Below are 23,952 nucleotides of genomic sequence, written 5' to 3' on the forward strand. Positions count from 1 at the left end.
GAGCCTCGACTGGTCGCAGGCACTGGCGCTCTGGAGCCTGCCGCTGCTGCTGGCCCTCGGCTGGCTGGGATGGAAAGTGCGTCTGCCAAGCACAGCGGCGGTCGCAATCCCCCACGGCGAGCAGCGGCTGATCACCCTGCCCCGCAGCTGGTTGCTGATCGTCTGCTTTGGCATCATCAACAGCGGCTACGGCATCGTAGTGGCCTGGCTGGCCCCCGCCTATATGGCAAATGGGTGGAACGCGGCACAGGCGGGCGAGCTGGTCGCCTGGCTGGCGCTGGCGCAGACCGCCAGCGGCCTCGGCTTGCCGCTGCTGGCGGCGCGCAGTCTGGATCGGCGGCCGTGGATGGGGCTTGCCATCGCCATGCAGCTGGCGGGATTTGGCGGCCTCTGGCTGGCGCCAGCCAGTGCCCCGATTCTCTGGTGCATGCTGTGCGGCGCCGGTCTTGGCGGCAGTTTTTCGCTGATCATGGTGATTGCGCTCGATCACCTGCCCGACCCGCGCCGTGCCGGTACCCTGAGCGCCCTGATGCAGGGATTTGGTTTTATGCTGGCCGCCACCGGCCCCTGGGTGGCGGCGCGGCTCTATCACTATATGGGCGACTTTGCGGCCGCCTGGCAGTGGCAGCTGGGGGGCTTGCTGCTGATGAGCCTGCTGGTGCTGCGCCTCGACCCGCGCCACTACCCTCGCGTCATGGGGTTACCGACCGCCAGCGAGCCGCCCCTTTCGGCGCCCCTCCCGGCCAGCGCTGCGGCCCAAAGCAACACACCGGCCTGAGGCCGGTGTGTTGGGGATAGCAGTGTAGAGGATCACAAGACGAGGCTGACGCCACTCAGGGGGGCAACTCAGCGCCCCTTCTTCTGCCGTCCGGTGTTAGCGGTGCGCGGCTTGCCTGCGGCCGGTTTACCACCCTTGGGAGCCCCTTTGCCAGCGCCGCCCTTGTTGGCAGTACCTTTGCCCGCGCCACCCTTGCCCACCGGCAGCTTCTTCTCGAAAGCTTCCGGGCCCGGCACATTGGGACGCCCGCCAATCTCGTGATCATCATCGCGGCGCGGCTTCTTGCCCTGCCCCGGTTTGGCGCTTTGCGCCGCAGGGGCCTTGGCCGCCTTCGGTTTGTCGCCTTTGGCCGGTTTCACCTCGGAGGAGGAGTCCTCAATCAGCTTGAACAGCTCGATCAGCTCGTCGTCGGTGAGATCGCGCCACTCGCCCACCGGCAGCCCCTTGAGGCTGACGTTCATGATGCGGATGCGCTCGAGCTTGGTCACTTCAAAACCGAAGTGCTCGCACATGCGGCGGATCTGGCGATTCAGCCCCTGCACCAGGGTGATGCGAAAGACGAACGGCGCCTCTTTCTTCACCTTGCACTTCTTGGTCACAGTCCCGAGGATCGGCACCCCGGCCGCCATGCCGCGCACAAACTCGTCGGTCACCGGCTTGTCGACGGTCACCAGATACTCTTTCTCGTGATCGTTGCCCGCCCGCAGGATCTTGTTGACCAGATCGCCGTGGTTGGTGAGGAAAATCAGCCCCTGCGAATCCTTGTCGAGACGCCCGATGGGGAAGACCCGGGTGCTGTGGTTGACGAAATCGACGATGTTGTCCTTCTCGCCCGCCTCTGTGGTACTGACGATGCCCACCGGCTTGTTGAGGGCGATCAGCACCAGACTGTCCGCCTCGCGCGGCTCGATCACCTGACCATTCACCTTGACCAGATCGCCAACCTGCACCTGATCACCGATCCCGGCCCGCTTGCCGTTGATAAAGACGTGGCCCTGCTCGATAAAGCGGTCGGCCTCGCGGCGCGAGCAGATACCGCTCTCGCTGATGTATTTGTTCAGGCGCATGGATTCGTTAGCCAGCATGAGTCACCTGCCAGAGGGGCTGAACCCCATCCTGTTGTACGGTTGCGTGCGTCGGCCATGCCGGACACATGATCTGCGGCATCACCCTCTCCACTACGTCGATTTTTTGCATACGGCTCCAATTTCAACGAGGCCAATGCCGGCCCATCCGGCAAAAAAGTGCGACACATTACCACATCGCCCGCCACAGCACGCCGGATTATCGCCAACTCCGACGCACCGGCGACACAATTGCGGGCCAGCTCACAGCGCCAAGCCCCGCATCAGGGGCGATGGGGCAAACGGGGTTTGCCCTATTTCATGGCCAATAAAAGAGTCAGCAGTGGCGAGACAGGGGAGTACCGAAAGAGGCAAACGAGGAAAAGATCCGCCCCGACCAGCGGCCGGGGCCAGCGGTTGATACGCCAACCCAGCTCCCCTCTGTCGCGGCGGACTCAGGGGTAGCGACTTATCTCGATCAGGTTCTGATCCGGGTCGAGGAAGTAGATTGACTCGATGGGCCCGCAGGCCCCGCTTTTCATCACCGGCCCCTCGACAATCTCCACCCCGTGGCAGGCCAGCTGAGTCATCACCTGCTCCAGCGGCCAGCGGGTGATAAGGCAGACATCCCCCGACCCCACCTGCGCCCGGTTACGCGGCTCCTGCCCAAGCAGTTGCAAATTGATCTTCTGGTTGCCAAACCCCACCGCCCGGCGCCCCGCACCGAAGGTGATGGCCTCCATATTGAGCACCGAGCTGTAAAACGCCACGGCGCGCTCGATATCACTTACCGTCAATACCAGATGGTCGATATGGCTGATCATGATTCCCTCCTGGTGCTGATGCCGGCAAGGCTGCCGGTGGTGATAAACATGCAGCCAGCCAACCCGGCTGTCCGCCTTGCCAGCTGCATACCCGCTCGTTTGCCATAGACATCACAGATACAGGAACGCCCCGCTAGCTCCTCCATCATACCGGGCCAAACCACCCGCGACTGTGGTATGGCGCGCAAAGATGCCCCGACGACTTGGCGGCGCGATAAATCTCCATCAGCGCACTGCGGCACACGCTGTGTCCCTCTGGGCCAGCAAGGTCTCATCTTCGCTATCCATCGCTGCCAGAATCGCCTGATTGCAGGCCCGCTCTGCCAGCTTGGCCGGACTCTGTTTGGCATTCCCAATCTCGGCAATCATCGGCCTGTAGCTGACGGCGGCCGAACAATACATGCCGCGATATTTGGGCAGTTGCCAACTGCTGTCATCCTGCCGGGTCAGGTCATCGCACAGCTTGTGAAACAGAGCCGAAGCCTTGACCGTGCACTGGCTAAAGCGCTGCACATCCTGCTCGTAGGGACGACAAACGCTCGGCTGCTGGATCTGCCAGAGCTGAAACGAGAAGGGTACTGATTCCCCCTCATACTGCACCACCAGCGTCTTGGCCTCGGTGCCATAGATATCCGCAACCTGCTGCTGTACCAGATTGAGATAAGCCGAAAAAAGATAGGAAACCGGATCCATCACCACCTCCCTGTGGTTGTCACTGCCGGGCTTTATTACCGAAAACCGGGGCGATTTTCAAACGAGTAACAGGCGACAACAGCTTACTGATTTGGCAACAAAAAATAATTACTTTTCAAACGCGATGGAAGCTGGGCCGAGAGTGCTATCCGGTCAGTTATATGGACGGGAATGATCCATGGCGATCTGCAATTCACGGCCACCGGCAATCTCGCCATGACTGATGCCGCTGGTCAGCCACCAGCTGATAACCAGAAGCAGTCGTTCCGGATCATGGCGCAGACGCCCTTTCAGGGCACACTCCCAGATGATCAGACGGCGGATACCCAGTTGGTCCAGCTCGGCCAGATGACGGGCATCTCGCGCACGATTGCTGGCGATCTTGGCTTGCCAGAAGTCGGTTCTGCTCGATGGCAACTTGAAGAGATGACAATCATGACCATGCCAGAAACAACCATTCACCTCGATCACCGCACGGTAGCGAGCCAGCCAGAGATCCGGCGTGCCCGGCAAGGCGGTATTGTGCAAGCGATAGCGAAACCCGGCATGATGCAACATGGCGCGCACCCGCTTCTCGGGACGGGTATCCCGGTTACGAATACCGGCCATCATCTCGCTGCGCTTTTGGGGCTTCACGATATCTGTCACAATGTCGCCTCGCTTGTGATGTCGCATTAAATACTGTATAAAAAACCAGTTCAATCACTGACTATTGATGATTATGCCTACAAATGGCTAAGAAATAAGTGAGTTATCTCTGTGAAAACCTTCTTGAAAAAATATGAAGATGCATTAAGCGCCCTGGCACATGAACATACCCCCACAGGAAGTGACCCACGAGCATTAATTCATCAATGGCTGCACGCCATTGCATCTGACACTGAACTGGCATGCCAATCAGCAAAAATCAACAAAGAAATCATCATCTCGGAACTCACCAAGCATGATTTGATTGCGAGCCCGTCCGAGCTGAAAACAACTCTGCATTCTCTTGTGGTAAGTCCACCATCAGATAAAAACGTTTTTACTTTTATAGATTTGTTTGCTGGTATTGGTGGTTTTAGAACAGCCCTGCAAAGCCTGGGGGGCGTTTGTACATTTAGCAGTGAATGGGATAAATCTGCACAGCAAACATATCTCAATAATTATGGCGAACTGCCATTTGGTGATATCACAGCTTTCACAAATGATAATATTAGTGACAAGCATTTGAATACACTAGTCCCTTCACATGATATTCTTGCTGCAGGTTTCCCCTGCCAACCGTTCAGTGGTGCAGGTGTATCAGCTAGAAATGCTGTCGGCAAAGAACATGGTTTCAAATGTGAAACTCAAGGCACTCTTTTCTTTGATGTGATGCGTATTGCATCAGTAAAAAAACCTAAAGTTCTCTTTCTGGAGAATGTTAGAAATATTACCAGGCATGATAAAGGTCGAACCTTTGATGTAATCAAAAGGTCCGTAGAGGAAATCGGTTATACATTCAAATATGAACTAATCGATTCATCATCGCTAGTACCACAACGTAGAGTACGTTGCTACATGGTATGCACTCGCAATGATCTGAATATTGACTTCAAATTCCCTGAATTTGACGGTCAACCTCTACCACTCAGGTCTATTCTGGAGCCGACTCCAGATGCAAGATTCACTATTTCTGATGCTCTCTGGCAAGGACATATAAAAAGAACAGAGAGAAACCTTGATAGAGGAACAGGCTTTACAGCCTTTACAGCAAATCTGGATAAGCCATCAAACACACTGGTCGCAAGATATGGTAAAGATGGTAAAGAATGCCTAATTCCTCAGGAAGGTAAAAACCCGAGACTATTGACACCCAGAGAATGTGCAAGATTACAGGGATATCCTGAAAATTTTGTTATTCCTACAGCAAAAACTCCAGCCTACAAGCAATTTGGTAATTCAGTCGCGGTACCCGTTATCAGGAAGATTGCTGAAAAAATAGTAGAGGCCATCATATGAGCTTTGAAGATTTCTGCACAAAATCAATGCGTTACGATAAGCAAAGGGTTCAATGTCAAGAATCCTTTGTCATCAGCTTCAATAATGAGAAAGATGAATGCTTTACCATAAAACCTGAGACGCTGATTGCATTTCTTCAATTCATGTTGGAAAACTACAATCAGATTGAAAATGCTTGGGGCTCTGTCCCAAGCAAAAAAAACAGCTTAAATATATACGAAGAAAAATCATATCGCGCAATTTATGGAAAAGCTTCAGACATCGATGAGTTGAAAAGCATCAGTTCTATAGGTCGCAGCCAAACGAAAGCAATAACAAAAGTAATATCTAAATTCATAGCCTATCTATTAGATGAAGAGTACGTCGGCGTTGAATCAAACACTTTTTTTGTTGACTCATATTTAAAGTCGGCATTAGAAAAAGTCGCATCGGGATTCAAAGAATATGAAAATAAAAAATCGCCCTCTTCTTCTACCCCTCAACTAAAAGTGCTTTTCGAAAACTGGCTTGCGAAACAAAACCTTAGCACTAGCACTATAAAAAAATACTCGGAGCAGAGTATTGCTAAAGCTGATGAAGTAGTGTCATCTATTGATGAATCACTCCCCAGATTTTATTCGGTTTCAGATGTTGGCATTTGTGAAAAACTAATAAACACCTTACTTAAAAGCGATCTTTGGAAAGATTTAAACACTGCGGGAAATGGGATGTACTCCTCGGGAGTGAAAAAATACGAATTATTTCTCAATCAGTATTTCATAAATAAACCTATCTCCTGTCATAAACCATTTTTACTTTTTGCCGGTATTTCTGGCACAGGAAAAACCCGTTTTATTCGTGAGCAGGTCAAGGACTATCCAGGCCAGAAAAATTACTGCCTGGTACCTGTACGACCTGACTGGCACGAACCCTCTGACCTGCTGGGCTATATCTCCAGGATCAGTGGTAAAAAGGAGTATGTATCAACGCCGGTGCTGCATTTTATTACCCAAGCCTGGATTCATATTTACGAGCGTATTGGCGAAGTCAGAGCCGATGGCAAGATTGGTCTGAGCCAGGAACAACTGGACCATATTCCCCCCTTCTGGCTCTGCCTAGACGAGATGAACCTGGCTCCGGTTGAACAATATTTCGCCGACTATCTCTCGGTACTGGAGACCCGCCACTGGTATACCTCACCCGAACTGACGGCATTTAACGACAAAGAAGGGGTGGACTACGGCTATGTCTACCAGTGCGATCCCCTGCTCAAAGCAGATACGCTTAGCCAGCAACTGGATCAGAACGCGCGTACCGAACTGGCGGAAAAACTGGGACTGGACCTCGATGTTTCGCTGCATCAGCAGATCTGGGCCAGCTTCTGCCAACACGGTATCGCTATCCCCTTCAACCTGATGGTGGCCGGTACCGTCAATATGGACGAGACCACCCACGGCTTTTCCCGCAAGGTGATCGACAGGGCCCTCACCTTCGACTTTAACGAGTTCTTCCCCAACGATTTCGATGCCTACTTTGCACCGGCATTGCAGCCAAAACTGCTGGGTTATCCGACCTGGTCAGACGGACGCGCCATTACTGAAGTCTCCGCTCTGGAACAATACAGTAAAGAGAGCGTCGCCTTCCTGAAGGCAGTCAACGAGGTGCTGCAACAGAGCCCGTTCGAACTGGCCTATCGCGCCCTGAACGAGCTGATGCTGGCCCTGCTAGCCCATCGCCCCGCCAATACCGCAGAACTGGTCGCCATCTGGGATGACTTTATGATGTGCAAGGTATTGCCGCGCATTGAGGGGGATAGCGACAAGTTGCGCAGCCATCAGACGGCCGATAGCGACCTGCTGACTGACCTGGAAAAGGTGTTGGCAGAACAATTTACCGAGCACTGGGAGGGGACACGCCCTGACCTGTTTAACTGCAAGGTGGCTGCCGCCGGTGAAGATTCCGCCCCCGCAGAACCGCCGCTCGTCCCCTGCCGCAGCAAGAAGAAACTGGCCTGGATGAAAGAGCGGCTGACACGGCAGTGCTTTACCAGCTTCTGGCCGTAAGGGGGTTGTGATGGAGTGCCTGTTTACCCTGCAGAGCCGTGACTGGATTTTGCGGATCTATGCCAATGAGAAGACGGTTCAGAAACGTTATCTACAGCTACAAGCTACCCGCGCCCATCATCAACAGGAGCGCGACAAATCGGGCCTGCCAGCGAGCGCGGGCAGATACGAACCGCCAGTTGTGCGCATCTCGCAGCCCCTTTCCATCACTCTGGCTGAGGCTGATGGCTGCCCGCTGGAGCTGCCTGATGATCAGGCGCTCTCCGCTCTGGTACTGCCAACCCCCCTGTTGTATGAGAACTGCTTTTACGAATTCGAATGGGAGTTTCTTCACGGCGTTAGCGAGGGGAGTGATGCGCCGCGGCTGGAGCATCATCTGCAGCGGATCTGCGAGTCGTTTCGCTTCAAAAGCAGGCGTGGATCGCAGGAGCTGCTGGGGGGATTCAATACCGGCAACGAAGTAGGCACACTTGCACTCCCCTTCTCTTATCAGCCGAAATCGGCTGCAGGAAAAGCTGCTCGCGTTCAGCTGACGCTCTGGTTCGAGGTCTACCCGGTCAAGCTGGATATCCGCCGGGATGTGCCGCTGATCCATCAGGTGCTGGATGAGCAGTACCCCTACTGGCGTTTTACTCTGAACAGCGCGACCAGTCAGCAAGGGGGGCGCAGCCAGCGCAAGGCCGAACCGTTCCCCCTGCTCTGGCTTGCCCATTTCGAAGCCCTGCACAAGGACCTTGAGCGGGGGATCCGCCAGATCATCAATGCGCCCCACAGCAGGCTGCAAAGCAAGACCGAATATCTGCTGGCCGCCAGAATGAAGCGCCCGCCACGCCCGAAGCAGGCCGAACAGATCCGCCAGGATCTGGATAACAGTATCGAGCGCAGATACCGGGTGGAACGTAAACAACTGACCACGGATACCCCGGAAAACCGCTTTATCAAGTTTGTGCTGGAGCGCACCGGAAGGATGCTGCAACAGCTGACCCAACAGGGTGATCGCACCCTGCTGTCCAGAGCCTTTTTTGACCGTCTGAAGGCGTGGAGCAAACCGCTGGATCAGGCGCTGGCTCACCCCCTGATGCAGGAGATCGGTCCGGCGGCGGTGTTACAACGTGAGTCTCTGGTACTGCAGCAAAAGAGCGGCTATAGCACGGTTTACCGCGTCTGGCAGCAACTGCGCCTCTATCTCGATGCGTTGGGAAATGATGCCGTGGCCGGCGTGCGCAGCATGGATCAGCTCTACGAGCTCTGGTGCGTGATCGAGGTGCGCCGGATTATCCTGACGCTGGGATTTACCGAGGTGAAAACACCTACCTTTAACTTTACCCACGATGGCTGGGATACCCGGCTGGCCGAGGGGATGAAGTACTGCTGGGAGTACCTTCGTACAGCAGACGGTGTAAGGCTCAAGCTGGCCCATGAACCGAGATTTCACAAGACCAACAAACCGGTTCACTCCCTGCTGGTTCCCCAGAAGCCGGACATTCTGATCGAGGCCACAACTGGCAGTGGCGACACCTTTATCTGGCTGTTTGATGCCAAGTACCGGGTCGATAATGGCACTCAAGATGACCCGAGAGACAGGGTGCCCGATGATGCCATCAACCAGATGCACCGTTATCGCGATGCCCTGCTCTATCAGCAACAGGATGACCCGATACCAAGCCGCCCCACCTTTGGCGCTTTTGCGCTCTATCCGGGCTTTATGAGCCAGCAACCCGGAACGAAAAATCCCTATCAGGAGGAGATCGACCGGATTGGTATCGGTGCCTTTGCCCTGTTGCCAGCAGAGGATCACAGCGGCTCTTGCTGGCTGCAAACCTTCCTTGAGCAAAAGCTGGGTAAATCGGGGGAAGAGTTCCGCTATCCAGCCATCCGCTCGGGCCACTTCTATCTGGAAGAGCCCAGCCGGATTGCCACCCTGGGGATGCAGCAGGTCCGCCACCATGATCTCACCCTGATCATTCCGACCGCACTGGAAAACAGCCGCCCGGCGAGCTACTTCGATGCATTTCGTGATGGTTCTGCCCGCTGGTATCACACCCCTGCCGAAACCATTGCCACTCGTTATGATGATCAGCTGATGAACGAGATCAGCTATCTGGCCGTAGCGACCCTTGCGGCCGATGGCCTGACGCGTGAGGTAACCCGTGTCTGGCCTGTGCTGACATGCCGGAAGCTGCGAAGGGAACAACTGACCGAAGAGCAGACAGGTACACCGCTGGCCGAGGGGAATGTGAATCCTTATTGGTTGCTGGAGCTGGGACCCTCTATTTCATTGCTCCACCCTCTGACACAGCTGGATGCGGAAAGTTTCAGAGCAGCCATGAGACTGACAAGACTGGCAGAATTGCAAGGCGAATTGACCGGATTTTCGGCACTGCCGGATTATTACGGGGAATTATTGCGCACGCATCCAGCCTGAACACCTGACTGCTATCCCGGCTTTGCCAGCCAAGGTGCTGGCAAAGCCGCCAAACAACAATCCGCAATCTCGCCCAAAACCCCGGCTAAATTATCCAGTTGCATAATAACCATGCGGCCTTGCGGTTGTTTAACTGGCCCTAACGTCAGATAATACCGCCCGCCTTCAAACCCCGATAACCCGACTTTCAGTGACGGTAATTGATGACTGAGTACCTGCTTTTATTGATCGGCACCGTGCTGGTTAACAACTTCGTGCTGGTGAAATTCCTCGGCCTCTGCCCCTTTATGGGGGTCTCCGGCAAGCTGGAAACCGCCATCGGCATGGGGCTGGCGACCACCTTCGTGATGACCCTCGCCAGTGCCAGCTCCTATCTGGTGGAGCACTATATCCTGCTGCCGCTGGATATCGCCTATCTGCGCACCCTCGCCTTTATTCTGGTGATCGCCGTGGTGGTGCAGTTTACCGAGATGGTGGTGCGCAAGAGCAGCCCGACCCTCTATCGCCTGCTGGGGATCTTCCTGCCCCTCATCACCACCAACTGCGCGGTGCTCGGGGTGGCGCTGCTCAGCATCAATGAGCGACACGACTTTATCCAGAGCGTGATCTACGGCTTTGGCGCCGCCACCGGCTTCTCGCTGGTGTTGATCCTGTTCGCCGCCATGCGCGAGCGTCTGGTCGCCGCCGATGTGCCCGCGCCGTTTCGCGGGGTGTCGATTGCCATGATCACCGCCGGTCTGATGTCGCTGGCCTTTATGGGCTTTACCGGCCTTATCAAGATATAACCATGATCCATATTCTCTTTGCCATTCTGGTGCTCACCCTGCTGGCGCTGGCGTTCGGGATTATCCTGGGCTTTGCCGCCGTCAAGTTTCATGTGGAAGCAGACCCCATCGTCGATCAGCTCGATGCCCTGCTGCCCCAGACCCAGTGTGGCCAGTGCGGCTATCCCGGCTGCAAACCCTACGCCGAGGCGCTCGCCAACGGCGATCAGATCAACAAGTGCGTGCCCGGTGGCGAGGCCACCATGCGCAAGATTGCCGATCTGATGGGGGTAGAGCCCCAGCCGCTGGGGGGCAGTGACGAGGCCGCAGTGCCAGTCAAAAAGGTCGCCTTTATCCACGAAGATCAGTGCATCGGCTGCACCAAGTGCATTCAGGCCTGCCCGGTGGATGCCATTGTCGGCGCCACCAAGGCGATGCATACCGTGATTGCCAACGAGTGCACCGGTTGCGATCTCTGTGTCGATCCCTGCCCGACCGACTGCATCGAGATGATCCCGGTGCCTACCACGGTCGATAACTGGAAGTGGGATCTCAATAACGTGCATGTTCCGGGCAAGATTCCGGTCAAGATAGTGGAATAAACAGCGGAGCAATCATGCATTCCTTACTCGAACGTATCAAAGCCGGCACGCTCTGGGACTTTCACGGTGGCATTCACCCCGCCGACAACAAGCTGCAATCAAGCCAGAGCCCGGTGGTAGACGCCGGTCTGCCACCACGCCTCATCATTCCGCTGCGCCAGCACGCAGGCCCCGCCGGCGATCTGCTGGTGCAGGTGGGCGACAAGGTCAAAAAAGGGCAACCGCTGACCCGTTATGCCAAGGGGCGGGTCGTCCCTGTCCATGCCTCCACCTCCGGCACCATCACCGAGATTGGCAACCACACGGTTGCCCACCCCTCTGGACTCGGCGATCTCTGCGTCATTCTCACCCCGGATGGGGAGGATGAGTGGGGCGAGCGCAATGGCAAAGCCGATTACTGGAATCTGGAGCGGGGCGAGCTGCTCGAACGCATTCAGCAGGCGGGGGTAGCGGGCCTTGGCGGCGCCGTGTTCCCGACCCACAGCAAGCTCGACGGCCGCGGCCAGCTCACCGAGATCCTGATCGTCAACGGGCTGGAGTGCGAACCCTATATCACCACCGACGATCGGTTGATGCAGCAGTACGCCGACGAGATCATGGATGGCATCCGGGTGCTCAAGCACCTGCTCAAACCGAAACTCACCCTGATCGGGGTGGAAGACAACAAGCCCGAGGCGATCGAGCAGCTGACCCGCCATGCCACAGATGAGGATGTGCTGGTCAAGACGGTGCCGACCAAGTACCCCTCGGGCGGTGCCAAGCAGACCATCGAGCTGCTCACCGGACGTCAGGTTCCCAAAGGCGGCCGCGCGGTCGATATCGGCATCATGGTGCTCAACGTCGCCACCGTGTTTGCCATCAAGCGCGCCATCATCGACGGCGAGCCGCTGATCGAGCGGATCGTCACCCTCACCGGCGACAGCTTCAAGCAGCCCGGCAACGCCTGGGTGCGCCTCGGTACGCCGGTGCGCTGGCTGTTGCAGCGTTTCGAACTGCAACCGGAAGCGGAGCAGCGGGTGATCATGGGTGGCCCCATGATGGGCTTTACCCTGCCCCACGCCATGGTGCCGGTGGTCAAGGCCACCAACTGCCTGCTAGCGCCGACGCAGGCCGAGCTGCCCGCCCCCGGCCCGGAGCAGCCCTGCATCCGTTGCAGCGCCTGTGCCGACGCCTGCCCGGCTACCCTGCTGCCGCAAGAGCTCTACTGGTACAGCCGGGCCAAGGAGTATGACAAGGCCGAGAAGCTCAACCTGATGGACTGCATCGAGTGCGGCGCCTGCGCCTGGGTCTGCCCCAGCGAGATCCCGCTGGTGCAGTACTACAAGATCGCCAAAGACGACATTCGCGAAGCCCGTGCCGAGGCCGAAAAAGCCGAACGCGCCAAGCAGCGTTTCGAGGCGAAGCAGGCCCGTTTCGAGCGGGAGAAAGCGGCCCGCGAAGCGCGCCACGCCGAAGCCGCCGCCCAGCGCCGTCAAACCATGACGGCCGCAGGCGGGGAAGATCCGGTGGCAGCGGCTCTCGCCCGCATCAAAGCCAAGCAGGATGCCCCCATCACCGCCATTGCAGCCACCGCCGAGGGCTTGCCTGACAATAGCGCCGTGATCGCCGCCCGCGAAGCCCGCAAACGGGAAGCGGAAGCGCGCCGAGCCGCCAAGCTGGCGGAAAGCGCAAACAGCGAAACAGTCGCTGCGCCGCAATCCGCCGAAGCGGTTGACCCCGCCAGCGATCCCAAGAAAGCGGCCATCGCCGCCGCACTGGCCCGCGCCAAGGCCAAAAAGGCCGCTCAGGCAGGCGAGAGCGCCGAGCCTGTGACTGCCGAAGCCGTTGCTGCGCCTGCGGTAGATGCTGATCAGCAAAAAGCAGAGGTTGATCCGAAAAAGGCGGCGATTGCCGCCGCCATCGCCCGTGCCAAGGCCAAAAAGGCCGAGGCGAATGGCGAGCCGGTAAGCGCAGCCAACAGCGCGGTAGCAGACGCAGGCTCGCAAGGCGATGCGCCATCTGCTGCCAGCGAAGCAGTTGATCCCAAGAAAGCGGCTATCGCTGCTGCCATCGCCCGGGCCAAAGCCAAAAAGGCGGCCCAACAGGGTGACAGCGCTGAGGGCGATCTGACTGCAAACGCAGGCACCAGCGAATCCGCTGCAACCCAAAGTGATGCGCCATCTGCGGCCAGCGAAGCGGTTGATCCCAAGAAAGCTGCTATCGCCGCTGCCATTGCCCGCGCCAAGGCCAAAAAGCTGGCCCAGCAGGGCGCAAGTACCAGTGCTGAGGTAGAAAATGCCGGTGCTGAAGGTGCGCAGAGTGAGCCAGCTGCCAGCGCACAGACCCGCGACGTGGCGGTAGCCAAGAGCGAAGTAAACACCAGCCACAGCGATACGGCAGCAAGCGAAGCGATCGATCCCAAGAAGGCCGCAATCGCCGCTGCCATCGCCCGTGCCAAGGCCAAAAAGCTGGCGCAGCAGGGCGCAAGTACCAGTGCTGAGGTAGCCAGTACCAGTGTAGAGGTAGAGAGTGCCGCTACTCAGGTAGATAGAGCCGAAACTGAGGGTGAGCGCGCACCGGCCGAGCCGATGCACACCGATGCAGCCAGCAGTGAGCAACCACTTGCCGTCACTGCCTCGCCTGAAGCGATCGCCCCTGCGGCTGACGCCCCGGTTGATCCGAAAAAAGCGGCCATTGCAGCAGCCGTGGCCCGCGCCAAGGCGAAGAAGCTGGCGGCCGAGGCAGCCAGAGCCGCAGAGACCGCCGCTGAAGATGCCCCGTCAGCCGACCGAACAACCACAAGGTAATCGACAGACTCATGTTCAATATTGCGACTGCGCCGTTTGCCCATAACCGCAAACAGACCCGAACCCTGATGCTGCTGGTGATCCTGGCCTGCGTGCCGGGCTTGCTGGCCCAGACCTGGTTCTTCGGCTGGGGCTCCTTTATCCAGATCCTGCTGGCGCTGATCACTGCGCTGCTGTGCGAGGCGCTGGTGCTCAAGCTCCGTGGCCGCGCCATCAAGCCTGCCCTGATGGATGGCAGTGCGGCGCTCACCGCCGTGCTGATCGGCCTCTCCCTGCCGCCGCTGCTGCCGTGGTGGATGCTGGTGGTGAGCACGGCCTTTGCCATCATTGTCGCCAAACACCTTTACGGCGGACTGGGTCAGAACCTGTTCAACCCGGCCATGGTCGCCTATGTGCTGCTGCTGGTCTCCTTCCCGGTGCAGATGACCAGCTGGCTGCCGCCGGAGAGCGTGCGCGCCTACAGCCTCGGGTTTGGTGATGCGGTGTCGGTGATCTTCACCGGCTTTAGTCTCGACGGCTACAGCATGGCCCAGCTCAAGCAGGGGGTGGATGGTCTCACCATGGCGACCCCCCTCGATACCCTGAAAACCGGCTTGACTCAGGGGCTCACCACCGGCGAGATCCTGAGCGGCCCGCTTTTCGAGGGTTGGGGCGGCATCGGCTGGAGCTGGGTCAACCTCGGCTATCTGCTGGGCGGCCTCTTCCTGCTGCAGCAGAAGGTGATCAACTGGCGCATTCCGACCGCTATTCTGGGCTCCCTGCTGGCGGCGGCGACCCTCGGCTACCTGATGAGCCCGGATGCGACCGCTACGCCGATGTTCCACCTCTTTAGCGGCGCAACCATGCTGGGGGCCTTCTTTATCGCCACCGATCCGGTCAGCGCCTGCACCACGCCGCGCGGCCGACTGGTCTATGGCGTGCTGATCGGGGTGCTGGTCTACATCATTCGCCGCTTTGGCGGCTATCCGGATGCATTTGCCTTCGCCGTGCTGCTGGCCAACCTTTGTGTGCCATTTATCGACAGCCTGACTCGCCCGAAAGTGTATGGAGCTCGTCGCCAATGATGTTTCTGCCCTTTTCCCCCATCAAAGCTGACGGAGCCCGGACATGTTAAAGAGCATGCGCAAGAACGGCCTTATTCTGGCGATGTTCGCGCTGGGCTGTACCGCGCTGGTGGTACTGACCAACGAGCTGACCAAGGATAAAATCGCCCACCAGCAGCAGCTGGAGAAGCAGCAGACCCTCTCGGTATTGCTGCCGGAGGGGAGCTATGACAACGATCTGGTGGCCAGCTGCAAGCAGGTGACCAGCAGGAAGTATCTGGGCAGCGATCAGCCGCAGGCCCTCTATACCGCCAGCAAGAATGGCGTGGTGACCGGCTATGCATTGGAGGCGATCGCGCCGGATGGTTACAGCGGGGCGATCCGTATCGTGGCGGGCTTTGATGCCAAGGGCACCATCACAGCCGTGCGTGTGCTCGCTCACAACGAGACCCCGGGCCTTGGTGACAAGATCGAGCTGAAGAAATCGGACTGGATCAACAGCTTTGCCGGAAAATTCCTGACCCATGACAACGAGCCCCAGTGGGCGGTGAAGAAGGATGGCGGCGAGTTCGATGCCTTTACCGGCGCCACCATCACCCCGCGAGCCGTGGTCAAGGCGGTGAAGAACCTGCTTAAACTGCAGCAGGAGCAACCCGAACTGCTCAGCAACGCCCCGGCTTGTCCGGCGGCGAACTAACGGAGTCGAGCCATCATGAACCAGATGGAACAGATTGAAACGGGCGCAACCCCGCTTGCCGAGCTGGAAAGCCGCAAGGGCGAGCTCAAGGAGCTGATGAGTCAGGGGCTGTGGAAGAACAACCCCTCGCTGGTGCAGGTGCTGGGGCTCTGCCCGACCCTCGCCGTCTCCTCCACCTTTACCAATGCGCTGGGGCTGGGCCTTGCCACCATGGCGGTGCTGGTCTGCTCCAACCTCGCCGTCTCGCTGGTGCGCAACTGGGTGCCGAAGGATATTCGCATCCCGGTTTATGTGATGATCATCGCCTCGCTGGTGACCAGCGTGCAGTTGCTGATGAACGCCTACACCTATGGCCTCTATCAGGCGCTCGGCATCTTTATCGCCCTCATCGTCACCAACTGCGTCATCATCGGCCGCGCCGAGGCCTATGCCTCCAAGAATCCGCCCCTGCTGGCGGCCCTCGATGGCCTGATGATGGGCCTTGGCTTTACCCTGGTGCTGCTGGTACTGGGCGGCATGCGCGAGATCATCGGCATGGGCACCCTGTTTGATGGTGCCGAGCTGCTGCTGGGCGAGTGGGCCAAATCCCTGCGCATCGAGCTGTTCCACGCCGATGCCAGCCTACTGCTGGCGATTTTGCCGCCGGGCGGTTTTATCGGGCTGGGGCTGTTGATCGCCGCCAAGAACGCCATCAACGACTGGCGGGACCGCAAACAGGCCGCTACCGTAGCCCACTGCAACGTTGCCCCGGCCCGCGTCCGGGCGACCGAGCTATGATCGGACGCAAGGCATGAACAACCAGAAACGCAGAGAGATCCTCGAGCGGCTGCGGGAAAACAACCCCCACCCCACCACAGAGCTCAACTTCAACTCGCCGTTCGAGCTACTGATCGCCGTGCTGCTCTCGGCGCAGGCGACCGATGTCAGCGTCAACAAGGCGACCGACAAGCTCTATCCGGTGGCCAACACCCCGCAGGCGATGCTGGATCTCGGGGTGGACGGGCTCAAGGAGTACATCAAGACCATTGGCCTGTTCAACACCAAGGCCGAGAACGTCATCAAGACCTGCGCCATCTTGCTGGAGCGCCACGGCGGCGAGGTGCCGGAAAACCGAGAAGCGCTGGAAGCCCTGCCCGGCGTCGGCCGCAAGACCGCCAACGTGGTGCTCAACACCGCCTTTGGCTGGCCCACCATCGCCGTCGATACCCATATCTTTCGGGTCTCCAACCGCACCGGCTTTGCGGTAGGCAAGAATGTGGATCAGGTGGAGGAGAAGCTGCTTAAAGTGGTGCCCGCCGAGTTCAAGCTGGATGTCCACCACTGGCTGATCCTGCACGGGCGTTACACCTGTCTGGCTCGCAAGCCCCGTTGTGGTTCCTGTATCATCGAGGACTTGTGCGAATACAAAGAGAAGGTCTATCCAGAGAGCTGAATGACTGGGCGCCACAACCGTCCTACCTGTCTCGCTCGCAAACATCCGCTGCAGTGGTTCCTGTATCATCGAGGACCTCTGCGAGTACAAAGAGAAGGTCTATCCAGAAAGCTGATAGCCTCGCAACCGAGATTGAAAGCAGTACACATCACCAACCCGGAGAACTGAGCAATGAGAATTCTGCATACCATGCTGCGTGTCGGCGATCTGCAACGCTCCATCGACTTCTACACCCGCGTTCTCGGCATGAAGCTGCTGCGCAAGAGCGAGAACAGCGAGTACAAGTACACCCTGGCTTTCGTCGGTTACGGTGACGAGAAGGATGAAGCGGTGATCGAGCTGACCTACAACTGGGGGGTGAGCGAGTACGAACTGGGCTCAGCCTACGGCCATATCGCGCTGGAAGCGGACGACATCTATGCCACTTGCGATGCACTGCGCGCCGCCGGTGCCAAGATCACCCGCGAACCGGGTCCGGTCAAGGGGGGTACCACCGTCATCGCCTTCGTCGAAGATCCGGACGGTTACAAGATTGAACTGATTGCCAAGAAAGATGCCGGTACTGGCCTCGGTGACAGCTTCTAAGCTGCCCTAATCCCACTGCCGGATGGCAGGATCAAAAAAGAGCGCAGATGCGCTCTTTTTTATGCTTCTCTGACCGGGGACGGCGCTAGATCTCGCCATTGCGCCCCATGCTGATCACCACCCGCCGGTTCTTGGCACGACCCTGTTCGGTTTCGTTGGAGGCGACGTGCTGCTTCTCGCCATGCCCCTCCACCGAGATCTTGCCGGGATCGATCCCCAGATCGACAAACACCTTCTTGATGGCATCGGCCCGCTTCTCGGAGAGTTTCAGGTTCGGCCAGCGGCCGCCATAGCTGTCGCTGTAAGCATCGATCACCACCACGTCGATGCTCTTGTCCGCCTTGATAAACTCGCTAATCATCGCCAGCCGCCGCTTGGAGGGGATGGAGAGCTGATCGCTGTTTTTATCATAGGTGAGCACGCTAAAGGCGATGTCATTGAAGCTGTAGGGCAACAGCCCGCTCAGACAGTCGATAAAAGCTTGATATTTGACCCGAAAGTTGACAGACGACAGCGACACTCGCACCGCGCGGTTCTGGCGATACCAGTCCCGATACTGGAAGGTCGGCATCCGCCCCCCCTCCAGCTCGTCGAGCATGGTCCAGGCAGTCTGCCCCTCCACCAGTCCATCAAACTGCTGATAGAAGCGCAGTTGACTCACTTCTCGCCCGGCTATTCCCGGGCGCCATACCGGTGGCATGATGCCAAGGCTCACCGTCTGGGTCTGGGCCTGCGGCCGCTTGCCCTTGAGCTCGAAGTCGAGGTTGATCTTGCGCCCGGCGCGGCTGACAAAGGCCCCCGTTCCCCAGTTGGGAATAGGATGCTCGAGGCGACACTCAATCTGGGTATCGGAGGTCAAACGCCAGACGGATTGATCCAGACCGGCACCAAATTCGGTGACCCCAGCCTGTAACTGCATACTCACGGATATGCTGACCAACCCCAACATCCAAGCGTTCAATTGCTTGTCCTCCACACGATCTCACAAGAGATATCGGCGGCAAGAGGCCAAGCTTTAGCGACAAACTGCAAAGGCGTGCCGTTGGTGTGGCAAAGGCTTGCCCCTCAGCGGCAACCGACCGCAAGCGGCGCTTATTCCCCCCTCTTAGCTCCGTGCCAACCGGCAGGAAGCTCGCTACAGTAAAATCAGGACAACCAGACGCCGCTTATCGGGAACCACACTCATGCACCGCTCTTGCTTCTCTTTATTGCAGATGTTGTTGCCAATGCTGCTGGCGCTATCCGGCAGCGCCGTCAAGGCCGCAACACAGGATCAGGAGTGGGCACAGGAGCGCGCCAATGCGGTGCTTTCGCTGATGACCTTCACCGTGGTGCCCGACATCACCGCCAGCAACCTCGATATCGGCAGCGGCACCAATCAATCTGCCGCCCTCAACATGACCCAGATCGGCGGCGGCGCCACCATGAGTGAAGCCGTGCCCATCTATCTGGAAGGGGCGATCGGCTTTAGCCGCTACGATCCCCAGTTTGTGGTGAGCAACGGCACCGAGAGCCGCACCCTCCCGACCAAGTGGAACAGCCTGACAGCTTCGGGCGGGATCGGCTGGGATATCGCCCTCCATGAAGACCCGCGCGGTGGCCACTGGGTGCTGCGCCCCATCGCCAACGTCTCGCTCGGCACCATGGCCAGCGATCTGCGGATCGGCAACTGGCTGCTGGAGCGTACCAAGGGCTACTCGCTGGATTTTCTCGATGGTGGGCAGCTCAATATGTACGGACTAGGAGGCTCGCTGATGCTCGACTACGAGCTCTTTTCAAAGACGCAGGATATCGATATCGAAGTGCGCTACTCCTACCAGCACCTGCAGAGCTTTGGCGGTACCTCGACCAGCGTCCGTGGTCACGCCGAGGCGGAGAACCTCGGTCTCTATCTGCGCCGCCGGGCCCCGCTGTTTGACTGGACCCTGCTCGACAGACCGGTGCGCTATGTACTGGAGGGGGCCCATACCGCATATCTGGGGGAGCAGCGGGGGTTGCTTGGCTTTGACTCCCTCAACTCTATCGGCGCGGGTCTGGAGCTGGACAGCAGCAAGTACGACATCATAGTCACCCGTACCCGACTGGTTGCCCGCTATATGTTCAGCCACAACACCAGCGGTTATTCCATCGGGTTGGCCATGAGTTTCTAAGTCGTTATATTTTCCTGCCACGAGTGGGCAATCCTCAGGGAAAGCACAGTAACACTCCGGATAATTATGTCCGTATTGATGGAGGATTTATTGATCTGCCCCCTTTCATATTTCTCACCACCCAGCCATATCAGGTAAAAATATCCACCTGCTGGCAGGCTAATTTCCCCCCTCGCACACCGAATATTGGAGTTTTTGTCTGTATATTTACAGTGCGCAATAACTGATTGGCCCTGTGATGTCGCCAGCCTGTACTCCCTTGCAACAGAGAAAATACTCAACTCCAGATATTGCAGCTCAATGGCCAACTTTATCGATGCCCATAAGGAACCAACCCGGAGGTCCATCATCATTTTCACAGTGACCTGAACCGCACCTAACCCATTGTTTTAAGTGCTTTATAGTTTTTCATATTTTATGAGCCCAATTAATCCTGTTTTATTTTACTTACATCACCCGACTGCTAAATTTGGCGTCATCCCGGCAGGACGAGGCGCACTGAAACGACTGACTGCGGGCTACTGATAACAGGTGTGCAATGGGCACAGAAATAACGTTCAGGCATAGCAACCGTTATTTTGACGACATCACACTTGCTGATCCTTGTTGATTTGAGGTTATCTGATGAAAAAAACGCTGCTTGCTCTCTCTGTATTGGTCATAACCGGAACTGCATATGCAGGGGTGCCTGATTTATCCGCCAGCTGTCCTGGGCATATTAATCTTCGCGTCGAAGATGGCACGGCTTATATCAATAACCAGCAAGTTCCACTTAAAAAAGTGAATTCAAATTTCTACGAGGCGAGCAAGGGGCGCACCACCCTCTCCATGGTGAAAAATGGCGACTGGGGCATCACCTATTTTGTCAAAAATGGCGACAGCGGCGCCTGCCAGCTCAATGACGATGAGAACGATGACGACGGCGATGATAATGAAATCGCCAGTAGCAGTGCCTACAACGGCAGCACTACGCAAACCAAGGTTGCAGAGAACGCCTGCATGAACGCCGTCGCCAGAAAAGCGGGCGTCAGCCGCAGCAAACTGACCCTCGACTATGTGGCCGACTCCCAGGCGGGGATGATGATTGATATCAAGGGGCCCCATGACCGGCTCTGGCACTGCCTCACCGACGCCCGCGGCCATATTTCAGGCATCAATCAGGACTGATTTCGAGCCACAGCTCAACGGGGCCCACACCGACCGTGGGGGCTCCACCCCTTATCCATTGCAATTATTTGATACAGGTAAATGAAGATGAAATCCAAACAGACTCTGCTCAATGTCACCCTCGGTTGCCTGCTGGCGGTCGGTATCTCCGGCTGCGCCGTGGCCAAAACCCATCACAGCCACAAGACCCATGCCCAAGCGCACGCTCAGGAAGGGGCCGTGCAGTATGGCGACGAGAGCCCGTGGGCTGGCAACTATAAGGCGGTCACTGACGATGGCCGCACCGTGGCCGAAATTCACGTCGATACCACAGGGGAGACCTATATCGATGGCAATCAGGTCAAACCGAGCCACAGCGGCAGCGACTACCTGAAATTCAAGCAGGAGACCATCACTTACACCCTGCGCAAAAGCGGCGCCAGCTGGAAAGACAGCGATGCCGGCACCAGCGGCCGCATCCTGTTCGATTGATAATCCCGACACCGGCCTTGCCAGACACCAAGCCCCGACAAGGGGCTTTTTTGCACCTGCGATTTACCATCAACCACAGCCCGCCCCGAAAAATCCAGCCTTGTCACAGAGTTAGTGCAATCTGTCACATATTCCTTTTGATGGAATGGGTAGAATGGCTCAGTTTGGCGCCCACCATCCACATAGAGCCACGATGTCGATTGCCAGCCGCACTGGCTGGGTGATCACGCCGCCCGGCATGGAGATGGCCTGCCAAGCGCCGCCAAGTATTTGCGCCACCAGTTACACCACAGGGATAGAGATTTTTGCCATGGCCAAGTTTTTGAATACCAGCGCAACCAACTACTTTCTTGAAGAACTTATCAAAGATGCCAAAGAACGTCTGATCCTGATCAGCCCCTTCCTCAAGCTCAACGACAGGATCAAGGAGCTGCTCACCGACAAGAACCGCCTCAAGATCGATGTGCGGATCGTCTATGGCAAAAGTGAGCTGCAACCGGAAGAGATCAGCTGGCTCAAAGAGCTCACCTATATCCGCACCAGCTTTTGCAAAAACCTCCATGCCAAGTGCTATCTCAATGAAGAGATTTGTATTGTCACCAGCCTCAATCTCTACGAGTTCAGTCAGGTCAATAACAACGAGATGGGGGTATTGATCCAGCGCTCGGAAGATCATGATCTTTACCGTGATGCCTATGATGAGGCACAACGAATTATTCGGGTTAGTGATGAAGTCCGCATATCCCTTGAACGGGTTGTCAGTGAAGCCGAAACCCAACAGCCTTCTGCTAACGAAAATGAGTCAGCCACTGAAAAACTGACCTCATCCAAACTGGCGCAAAAGTGGGGGATCAAAACCAATGAGTTGTTGGAAAAAATGGTGACTCACGGCTTGCTTGAGCTGCGGGACAGCAAGCATTACCTCACAGCGAAAGGCAAAGAGGAAGGAGGGGAGTTTAGAATGAGCCCCAAATTTGGCCCCTATTTCCTCTGGCCAGAGGCCATGAATCCCCTCTAATTCACTGACTGGATAAATGTGAAATGGACTTCACTCCCGTTATTGCGGTTCTGCTGGGCCAGTTCTGGTATCTGCTGCCCCTGTTGTTGATTGCCACCCTGATCAAAACGCCCAAGTTCAAAGGGATGGTTGGGGAAGCATTTATCAACTTGGGCATCCGGCTCTTTCTCGACAAGCGGGAGTACCACCTGCTCAAGAACGTGACCCTGCCGACCCCGCATGGCACTACCCAGATCGATCATGTGATCGTCTCGCGCTTCGGGCTGTTTGTGATCGAGACCAAGAACATCAAGGGGTGGATATTTGGCAATCCAGCCCACAAAAGCTGGACACAGCAGCTCTATCGCCGCAAACATACCTTTCAAAATCCCCTGCACCAAAACTATCTGCACCTGATGACGCTCAAATCCTTGCTGGGTCTTGCTGATCATCAGCTCCATTCGATTATCTACTTTATTGGCGACTGCACCTTTAAAACCCCCATGCCGGATAACGTGATGAACCGTGGGCTTATTCGCTATATCAAGAGTAAAACCACTCAGGTGCTGACCCCTGCCGAAGTCACCAGAGTGATCGACACCATCCAGCGGGGACGACTGGCCGCCAATTGGCAGACCCATAAACAGCATGTCGCGCAGTTGAAAGAACGTCACAGCGAGGTTCCCCACCCACCTTTATCCGTAGCTGCAATGCCTGTCGTCAATCAGGTGGTGAACGCCGCGCCAACCATCACCGAATCGAGCCCTCAAGCAAATCCACTATGCCCCAGATGCGGCAACCCGATGGTATTGCGTACCGCCAAACGGGGGGATAACCGAGGCAATCGGTTTTGGGGATGCAGTGGATACCCAAAGTGCAGGGAAATTAAGACGTTATTGAACAAAGTCTCCCTATAAAATTTTAATGTTCACAATAATCAGGCTCATTAAAAGCACTGATAGCACTAACCAATCTCAACGGAGCAGTGATATGCAAGCATTCCTAGATCTACTAATCAAACATATGCATGAACGATATGCACACATATTCACCAACTATTACCCAGCTCACGGATCTACTGGTTTCACAGAACGAAACCTCACCAATAACTTTGTATCCGCAATGGAGCGTGTCTACCCCGGCACCTGTTTCTCTTGGTTTGAAGCTCCAATCTGTACAACAGACAATAAACATCTAGATGCTGTAGTTTTTACTGAAACAGATGTGTTTTTTATTGAGGCAAAGCGATTTACCGCTCCGCAGTCAAAAACTCATAGTGTCAGAAGTGATCTTGAACGTATGCAATCTACTGAGTCCCAAAAATTAATTGAACAGGGACTGTTGAAACCAATCAAACGTCAACGCTATGCCGTGGTGTTGGCTGATGTCTGGACAGAAACAAAAGGAAAACGGGAGATATTTGAAACTTGGCCTGCTTGTCTGGAGAAC

General features: G+C 56.7%; 22 protein-coding genes and 1 pseudogene. 18 read left to right on the forward strand and 5 right to left on the reverse strand.

The window, feature by feature from the left end:
- Window positions 1-778: pseudogene (locus AACR14_RS09550) on the forward strand (MFS transporter); the annotation flags it as partial.
- Between the two features lie 68 nt (window positions 779-846).
- Here the strand turns inward: AACR14_RS09550 and rluF are convergent.
- From rluF to AACR14_RS09570, 4 genes are all read right to left on the reverse strand, one after another.
- Window positions 847-1,863, reverse strand: a complete 1,017-nt coding sequence (gene rluF, locus AACR14_RS09555; RefSeq protein WP_019445987.1) for a 23S rRNA pseudouridine(2604) synthase RluF — start codon at window positions 1,861-1,863, stop codon at window positions 847-849.
- Between the two features lie 434 nt (window positions 1,864-2,297).
- Window positions 2,298-2,666 carry a VOC family protein gene (locus AACR14_RS09560; RefSeq protein ID WP_019445988.1) on the reverse strand — a complete coding sequence of 123 codons (369 nt, stop codon included), beginning with the start codon at window positions 2,664-2,666 and terminating at the stop codon, window positions 2,298-2,300.
- A 225-nt stretch (window positions 2,667-2,891) separates the two neighbouring features.
- Window positions 2,892-3,359 (reverse strand): hypothetical protein, encoded by a 468-nt coding sequence (locus AACR14_RS09565; RefSeq protein ID WP_019445989.1) that lies wholly within the window; start codon window positions 3,357-3,359, stop codon window positions 2,892-2,894.
- A gap of 153 nt (window positions 3,360-3,512) precedes the next feature.
- Window positions 3,513-4,007 carry a very short patch repair endonuclease gene (locus AACR14_RS09570; protein WP_026035008.1) on the reverse strand — a complete coding sequence of 165 codons (495 nt, stop codon included), beginning with the start codon at window positions 4,005-4,007 and terminating at the stop codon, window positions 3,513-3,515.
- A 111-nt stretch (window positions 4,008-4,118) separates the two neighbouring features.
- On the opposite strand from AACR14_RS09570, the gene dcm reads away from it, so the two are divergent.
- The 11 genes from dcm (at window position 4,119) to gloA (ending at window position 17,718) form a co-directional block, all read left to right on the forward strand.
- On the forward strand, window positions 4,119-5,342 hold the full coding sequence (gene dcm / locus AACR14_RS09575) for a DNA (cytosine-5-)-methyltransferase (protein ID WP_019445991.1): 1,224 nt from the start codon (window positions 4,119-4,121) through the stop codon (window positions 5,340-5,342).
- Window positions 5,339-7,384: an McrB family protein gene (locus AACR14_RS09580; protein WP_202801609.1), complete on the forward strand. Its 2,046-nt coding sequence runs from the start codon at window positions 5,339-5,341 to the stop codon at window positions 7,382-7,384. Before dcm ends, AACR14_RS09580 begins: the two co-directional genes overlap by 4 nt.
- Before the next feature lie 10 nt (window positions 7,385-7,394).
- Window positions 7,395-9,809, forward strand: a complete 2,415-nt coding sequence (locus AACR14_RS09585) for a DUF2357 domain-containing protein (RefSeq protein WP_019445993.1) — start codon at window positions 7,395-7,397, stop codon at window positions 9,807-9,809.
- Between the two features lie 203 nt (window positions 9,810-10,012).
- A complete protein-coding gene (gene rsxA / locus AACR14_RS09590) occupies window positions 10,013-10,594 on the forward strand; it encodes an electron transport complex subunit RsxA (protein WP_005337600.1) in 582 nt (193 codons plus the stop codon).
- A gap of 2 nt (window positions 10,595-10,596) precedes the next feature.
- Window positions 10,597-11,175 carry an electron transport complex subunit RsxB gene (rsxB, locus tag AACR14_RS09595; RefSeq protein ID WP_005350799.1) on the forward strand — a complete coding sequence of 193 codons (579 nt, stop codon included), beginning with the start codon at window positions 10,597-10,599 and terminating at the stop codon, window positions 11,173-11,175.
- A 14-nt stretch (window positions 11,176-11,189) separates the two neighbouring features.
- Window positions 11,190-13,961 (forward strand): electron transport complex subunit RsxC, encoded by a 2,772-nt coding sequence (gene rsxC / locus AACR14_RS09600; protein WP_019445994.1) that lies wholly within the window; start codon window positions 11,190-11,192, stop codon window positions 13,959-13,961.
- An 11-nt stretch (window positions 13,962-13,972) separates the two neighbouring features.
- The gene (gene rsxD, locus AACR14_RS09605; protein ID WP_019445995.1) at window positions 13,973-15,025 is read left to right on the forward strand and encodes an electron transport complex subunit RsxD; all 1,053 of its coding nucleotides are present in this window, start codon (window positions 13,973-13,975) and stop codon (window positions 15,023-15,025) included.
- Between the two features lie 43 nt (window positions 15,026-15,068).
- A complete protein-coding gene (gene rsxG, locus AACR14_RS09610; protein ID WP_005359614.1) occupies window positions 15,069-15,701 on the forward strand; it encodes an electron transport complex subunit RsxG in 633 nt (210 codons plus the stop codon).
- Window positions 15,702-15,716: 15 nt separating this feature from the next.
- Window positions 15,717-16,478 (forward strand): electron transport complex subunit E, encoded by a 762-nt coding sequence (locus tag AACR14_RS09615; RefSeq protein WP_019445996.1) that lies wholly within the window; start codon window positions 15,717-15,719, stop codon window positions 16,476-16,478.
- Between the two features lie 13 nt (window positions 16,479-16,491).
- Complete coding sequence (gene nth / locus AACR14_RS09620; protein ID WP_005337609.1) at window positions 16,492-17,133, forward strand: endonuclease III; 642 nt, start codon at window positions 16,492-16,494, stop codon at window positions 17,131-17,133.
- Window positions 17,134-17,304: 171 nt separating this feature from the next.
- Window positions 17,305-17,718, forward strand: a complete 414-nt coding sequence (gene gloA / locus AACR14_RS09625) for a lactoylglutathione lyase (protein ID WP_005347113.1) — start codon at window positions 17,305-17,307, stop codon at window positions 17,716-17,718.
- Between the two features lie 85 nt (window positions 17,719-17,803).
- Here gloA and AACR14_RS09630 read toward each other — a convergent pair whose 3' ends face one another.
- Window positions 17,804-18,679, reverse strand: a complete 876-nt coding sequence (locus AACR14_RS09630) for a flagellar protein MotY (RefSeq protein WP_005359611.1) — start codon at window positions 18,677-18,679, stop codon at window positions 17,804-17,806.
- Window positions 18,680-18,944: 265 nt separating this feature from the next.
- Here AACR14_RS09630 and AACR14_RS09635 point away from each other — a divergent pair, with 265 nt between their 5' ends.
- From AACR14_RS09635 to AACR14_RS09660, 6 genes are all read left to right on the forward strand, one after another.
- Window positions 18,945-19,868, forward strand: a complete 924-nt coding sequence (locus AACR14_RS09635; RefSeq protein WP_234896986.1) for an autotransporter domain-containing protein — start codon at window positions 18,945-18,947, stop codon at window positions 19,866-19,868.
- 624 nt (window positions 19,869-20,492) lie between these two features.
- Entirely contained in the window at window positions 20,493-21,035 is a 543-nt protein-coding gene (locus AACR14_RS09640; RefSeq protein ID WP_026035011.1) for a hypothetical protein, read from the forward strand.
- Between the two features lie 87 nt (window positions 21,036-21,122).
- The gene (locus tag AACR14_RS09645; RefSeq protein WP_026035012.1) at window positions 21,123-21,506 is read left to right on the forward strand and encodes a hypothetical protein; all 384 of its coding nucleotides are present in this window, start codon (window positions 21,123-21,125) and stop codon (window positions 21,504-21,506) included.
- 193 nt (window positions 21,507-21,699) lie between these two features.
- Entirely contained in the window at window positions 21,700-22,524 is an 825-nt protein-coding gene (locus tag AACR14_RS09650; RefSeq protein ID WP_019446003.1) for a phospholipase D family protein, read from the forward strand.
- A gap of 23 nt (window positions 22,525-22,547) precedes the next feature.
- The gene (locus tag AACR14_RS09655; RefSeq protein WP_019446004.1) at window positions 22,548-23,420 is read left to right on the forward strand and encodes a nuclease-related domain-containing protein; all 873 of its coding nucleotides are present in this window, start codon (window positions 22,548-22,550) and stop codon (window positions 23,418-23,420) included.
- A 73-nt stretch (window positions 23,421-23,493) separates the two neighbouring features.
- Window positions 23,494-23,952, forward strand: a 459-nt coding sequence (locus AACR14_RS09660; protein ID WP_156808805.1) for a hypothetical protein, incomplete at its 3' end; no start/stop codon positions are given.

Origin of the sequence: Aeromonas sp. 159 (assembly GCF_963862045.1) — a bacterium.
Taxonomy (GTDB): Bacteria; Pseudomonadota; Gammaproteobacteria; order Enterobacterales; family Aeromonadaceae; genus Aeromonas; species Aeromonas veronii.

What these genes read in the sequence shown, in the direction of transcription:
- rluF (WP_019445987.1), bottom strand. Translation starts at nt 1,863, where the DNA reads ATGCTGGCTAACGAATCCATGCGCCTGAACAAATACATCAGCGAGAGC.
- AACR14_RS09560 (WP_019445988.1), bottom strand. Translation starts at nt 2,666, where the DNA reads ATGATCAGCCATATCGACCATCTGGTATTGACGGTAAGTGATATCGAG.
- AACR14_RS09565 (WP_019445989.1), bottom strand. Translation starts at nt 3,359, where the DNA reads ATGGATCCGGTTTCCTATCTTTTTTCGGCTTATCTCAATCTGGTACAG.
- AACR14_RS09580 (WP_202801609.1), top strand. Translation starts at nt 5,339, where the DNA reads ATGAGCTTTGAAGATTTCTGCACAAAATCAATGCGTTACGATAAGCAA.
- AACR14_RS09585 (WP_019445993.1), top strand. Translation starts at nt 7,395, where the DNA reads ATGGAGTGCCTGTTTACCCTGCAGAGCCGTGACTGGATTTTGCGGATC.
- rsxA (WP_005337600.1), top strand. Translation starts at nt 10,013, where the DNA reads ATGACTGAGTACCTGCTTTTATTGATCGGCACCGTGCTGGTTAACAAC.
- rsxB (WP_005350799.1), top strand. Translation starts at nt 10,597, where the DNA reads ATGATCCATATTCTCTTTGCCATTCTGGTGCTCACCCTGCTGGCGCTG.
- rsxC (WP_019445994.1), top strand. Translation starts at nt 11,190, where the DNA reads ATGCATTCCTTACTCGAACGTATCAAAGCCGGCACGCTCTGGGACTTT.
- rsxD (WP_019445995.1), top strand. Translation starts at nt 13,973, where the DNA reads ATGTTCAATATTGCGACTGCGCCGTTTGCCCATAACCGCAAACAGACC.
- rsxG (WP_005359614.1), top strand. Translation starts at nt 15,069, where the DNA reads ATGTTAAAGAGCATGCGCAAGAACGGCCTTATTCTGGCGATGTTCGCG.
- AACR14_RS09615 (WP_019445996.1), top strand. Translation starts at nt 15,717, where the DNA reads ATGAACCAGATGGAACAGATTGAAACGGGCGCAACCCCGCTTGCCGAG.
- nth (WP_005337609.1), top strand. Translation starts at nt 16,492, where the DNA reads ATGAACAACCAGAAACGCAGAGAGATCCTCGAGCGGCTGCGGGAAAAC.
- gloA (WP_005347113.1), top strand. Translation starts at nt 17,305, where the DNA reads ATGAGAATTCTGCATACCATGCTGCGTGTCGGCGATCTGCAACGCTCC.
- AACR14_RS09635 (WP_234896986.1), top strand. Translation starts at nt 18,945, where the DNA reads ATGCTGCTGGCGCTATCCGGCAGCGCCGTCAAGGCCGCAACACAGGAT.
- AACR14_RS09640 (WP_026035011.1), top strand. Translation starts at nt 20,493, where the DNA reads ATGAAAAAAACGCTGCTTGCTCTCTCTGTATTGGTCATAACCGGAACT.
- AACR14_RS09645 (WP_026035012.1), top strand. Translation starts at nt 21,123, where the DNA reads ATGAAATCCAAACAGACTCTGCTCAATGTCACCCTCGGTTGCCTGCTG.
- AACR14_RS09650 (WP_019446003.1), top strand. Translation starts at nt 21,700, where the DNA reads ATGTCGATTGCCAGCCGCACTGGCTGGGTGATCACGCCGCCCGGCATG.
- AACR14_RS09655 (WP_019446004.1), top strand. Translation starts at nt 22,548, where the DNA reads ATGGACTTCACTCCCGTTATTGCGGTTCTGCTGGGCCAGTTCTGGTAT.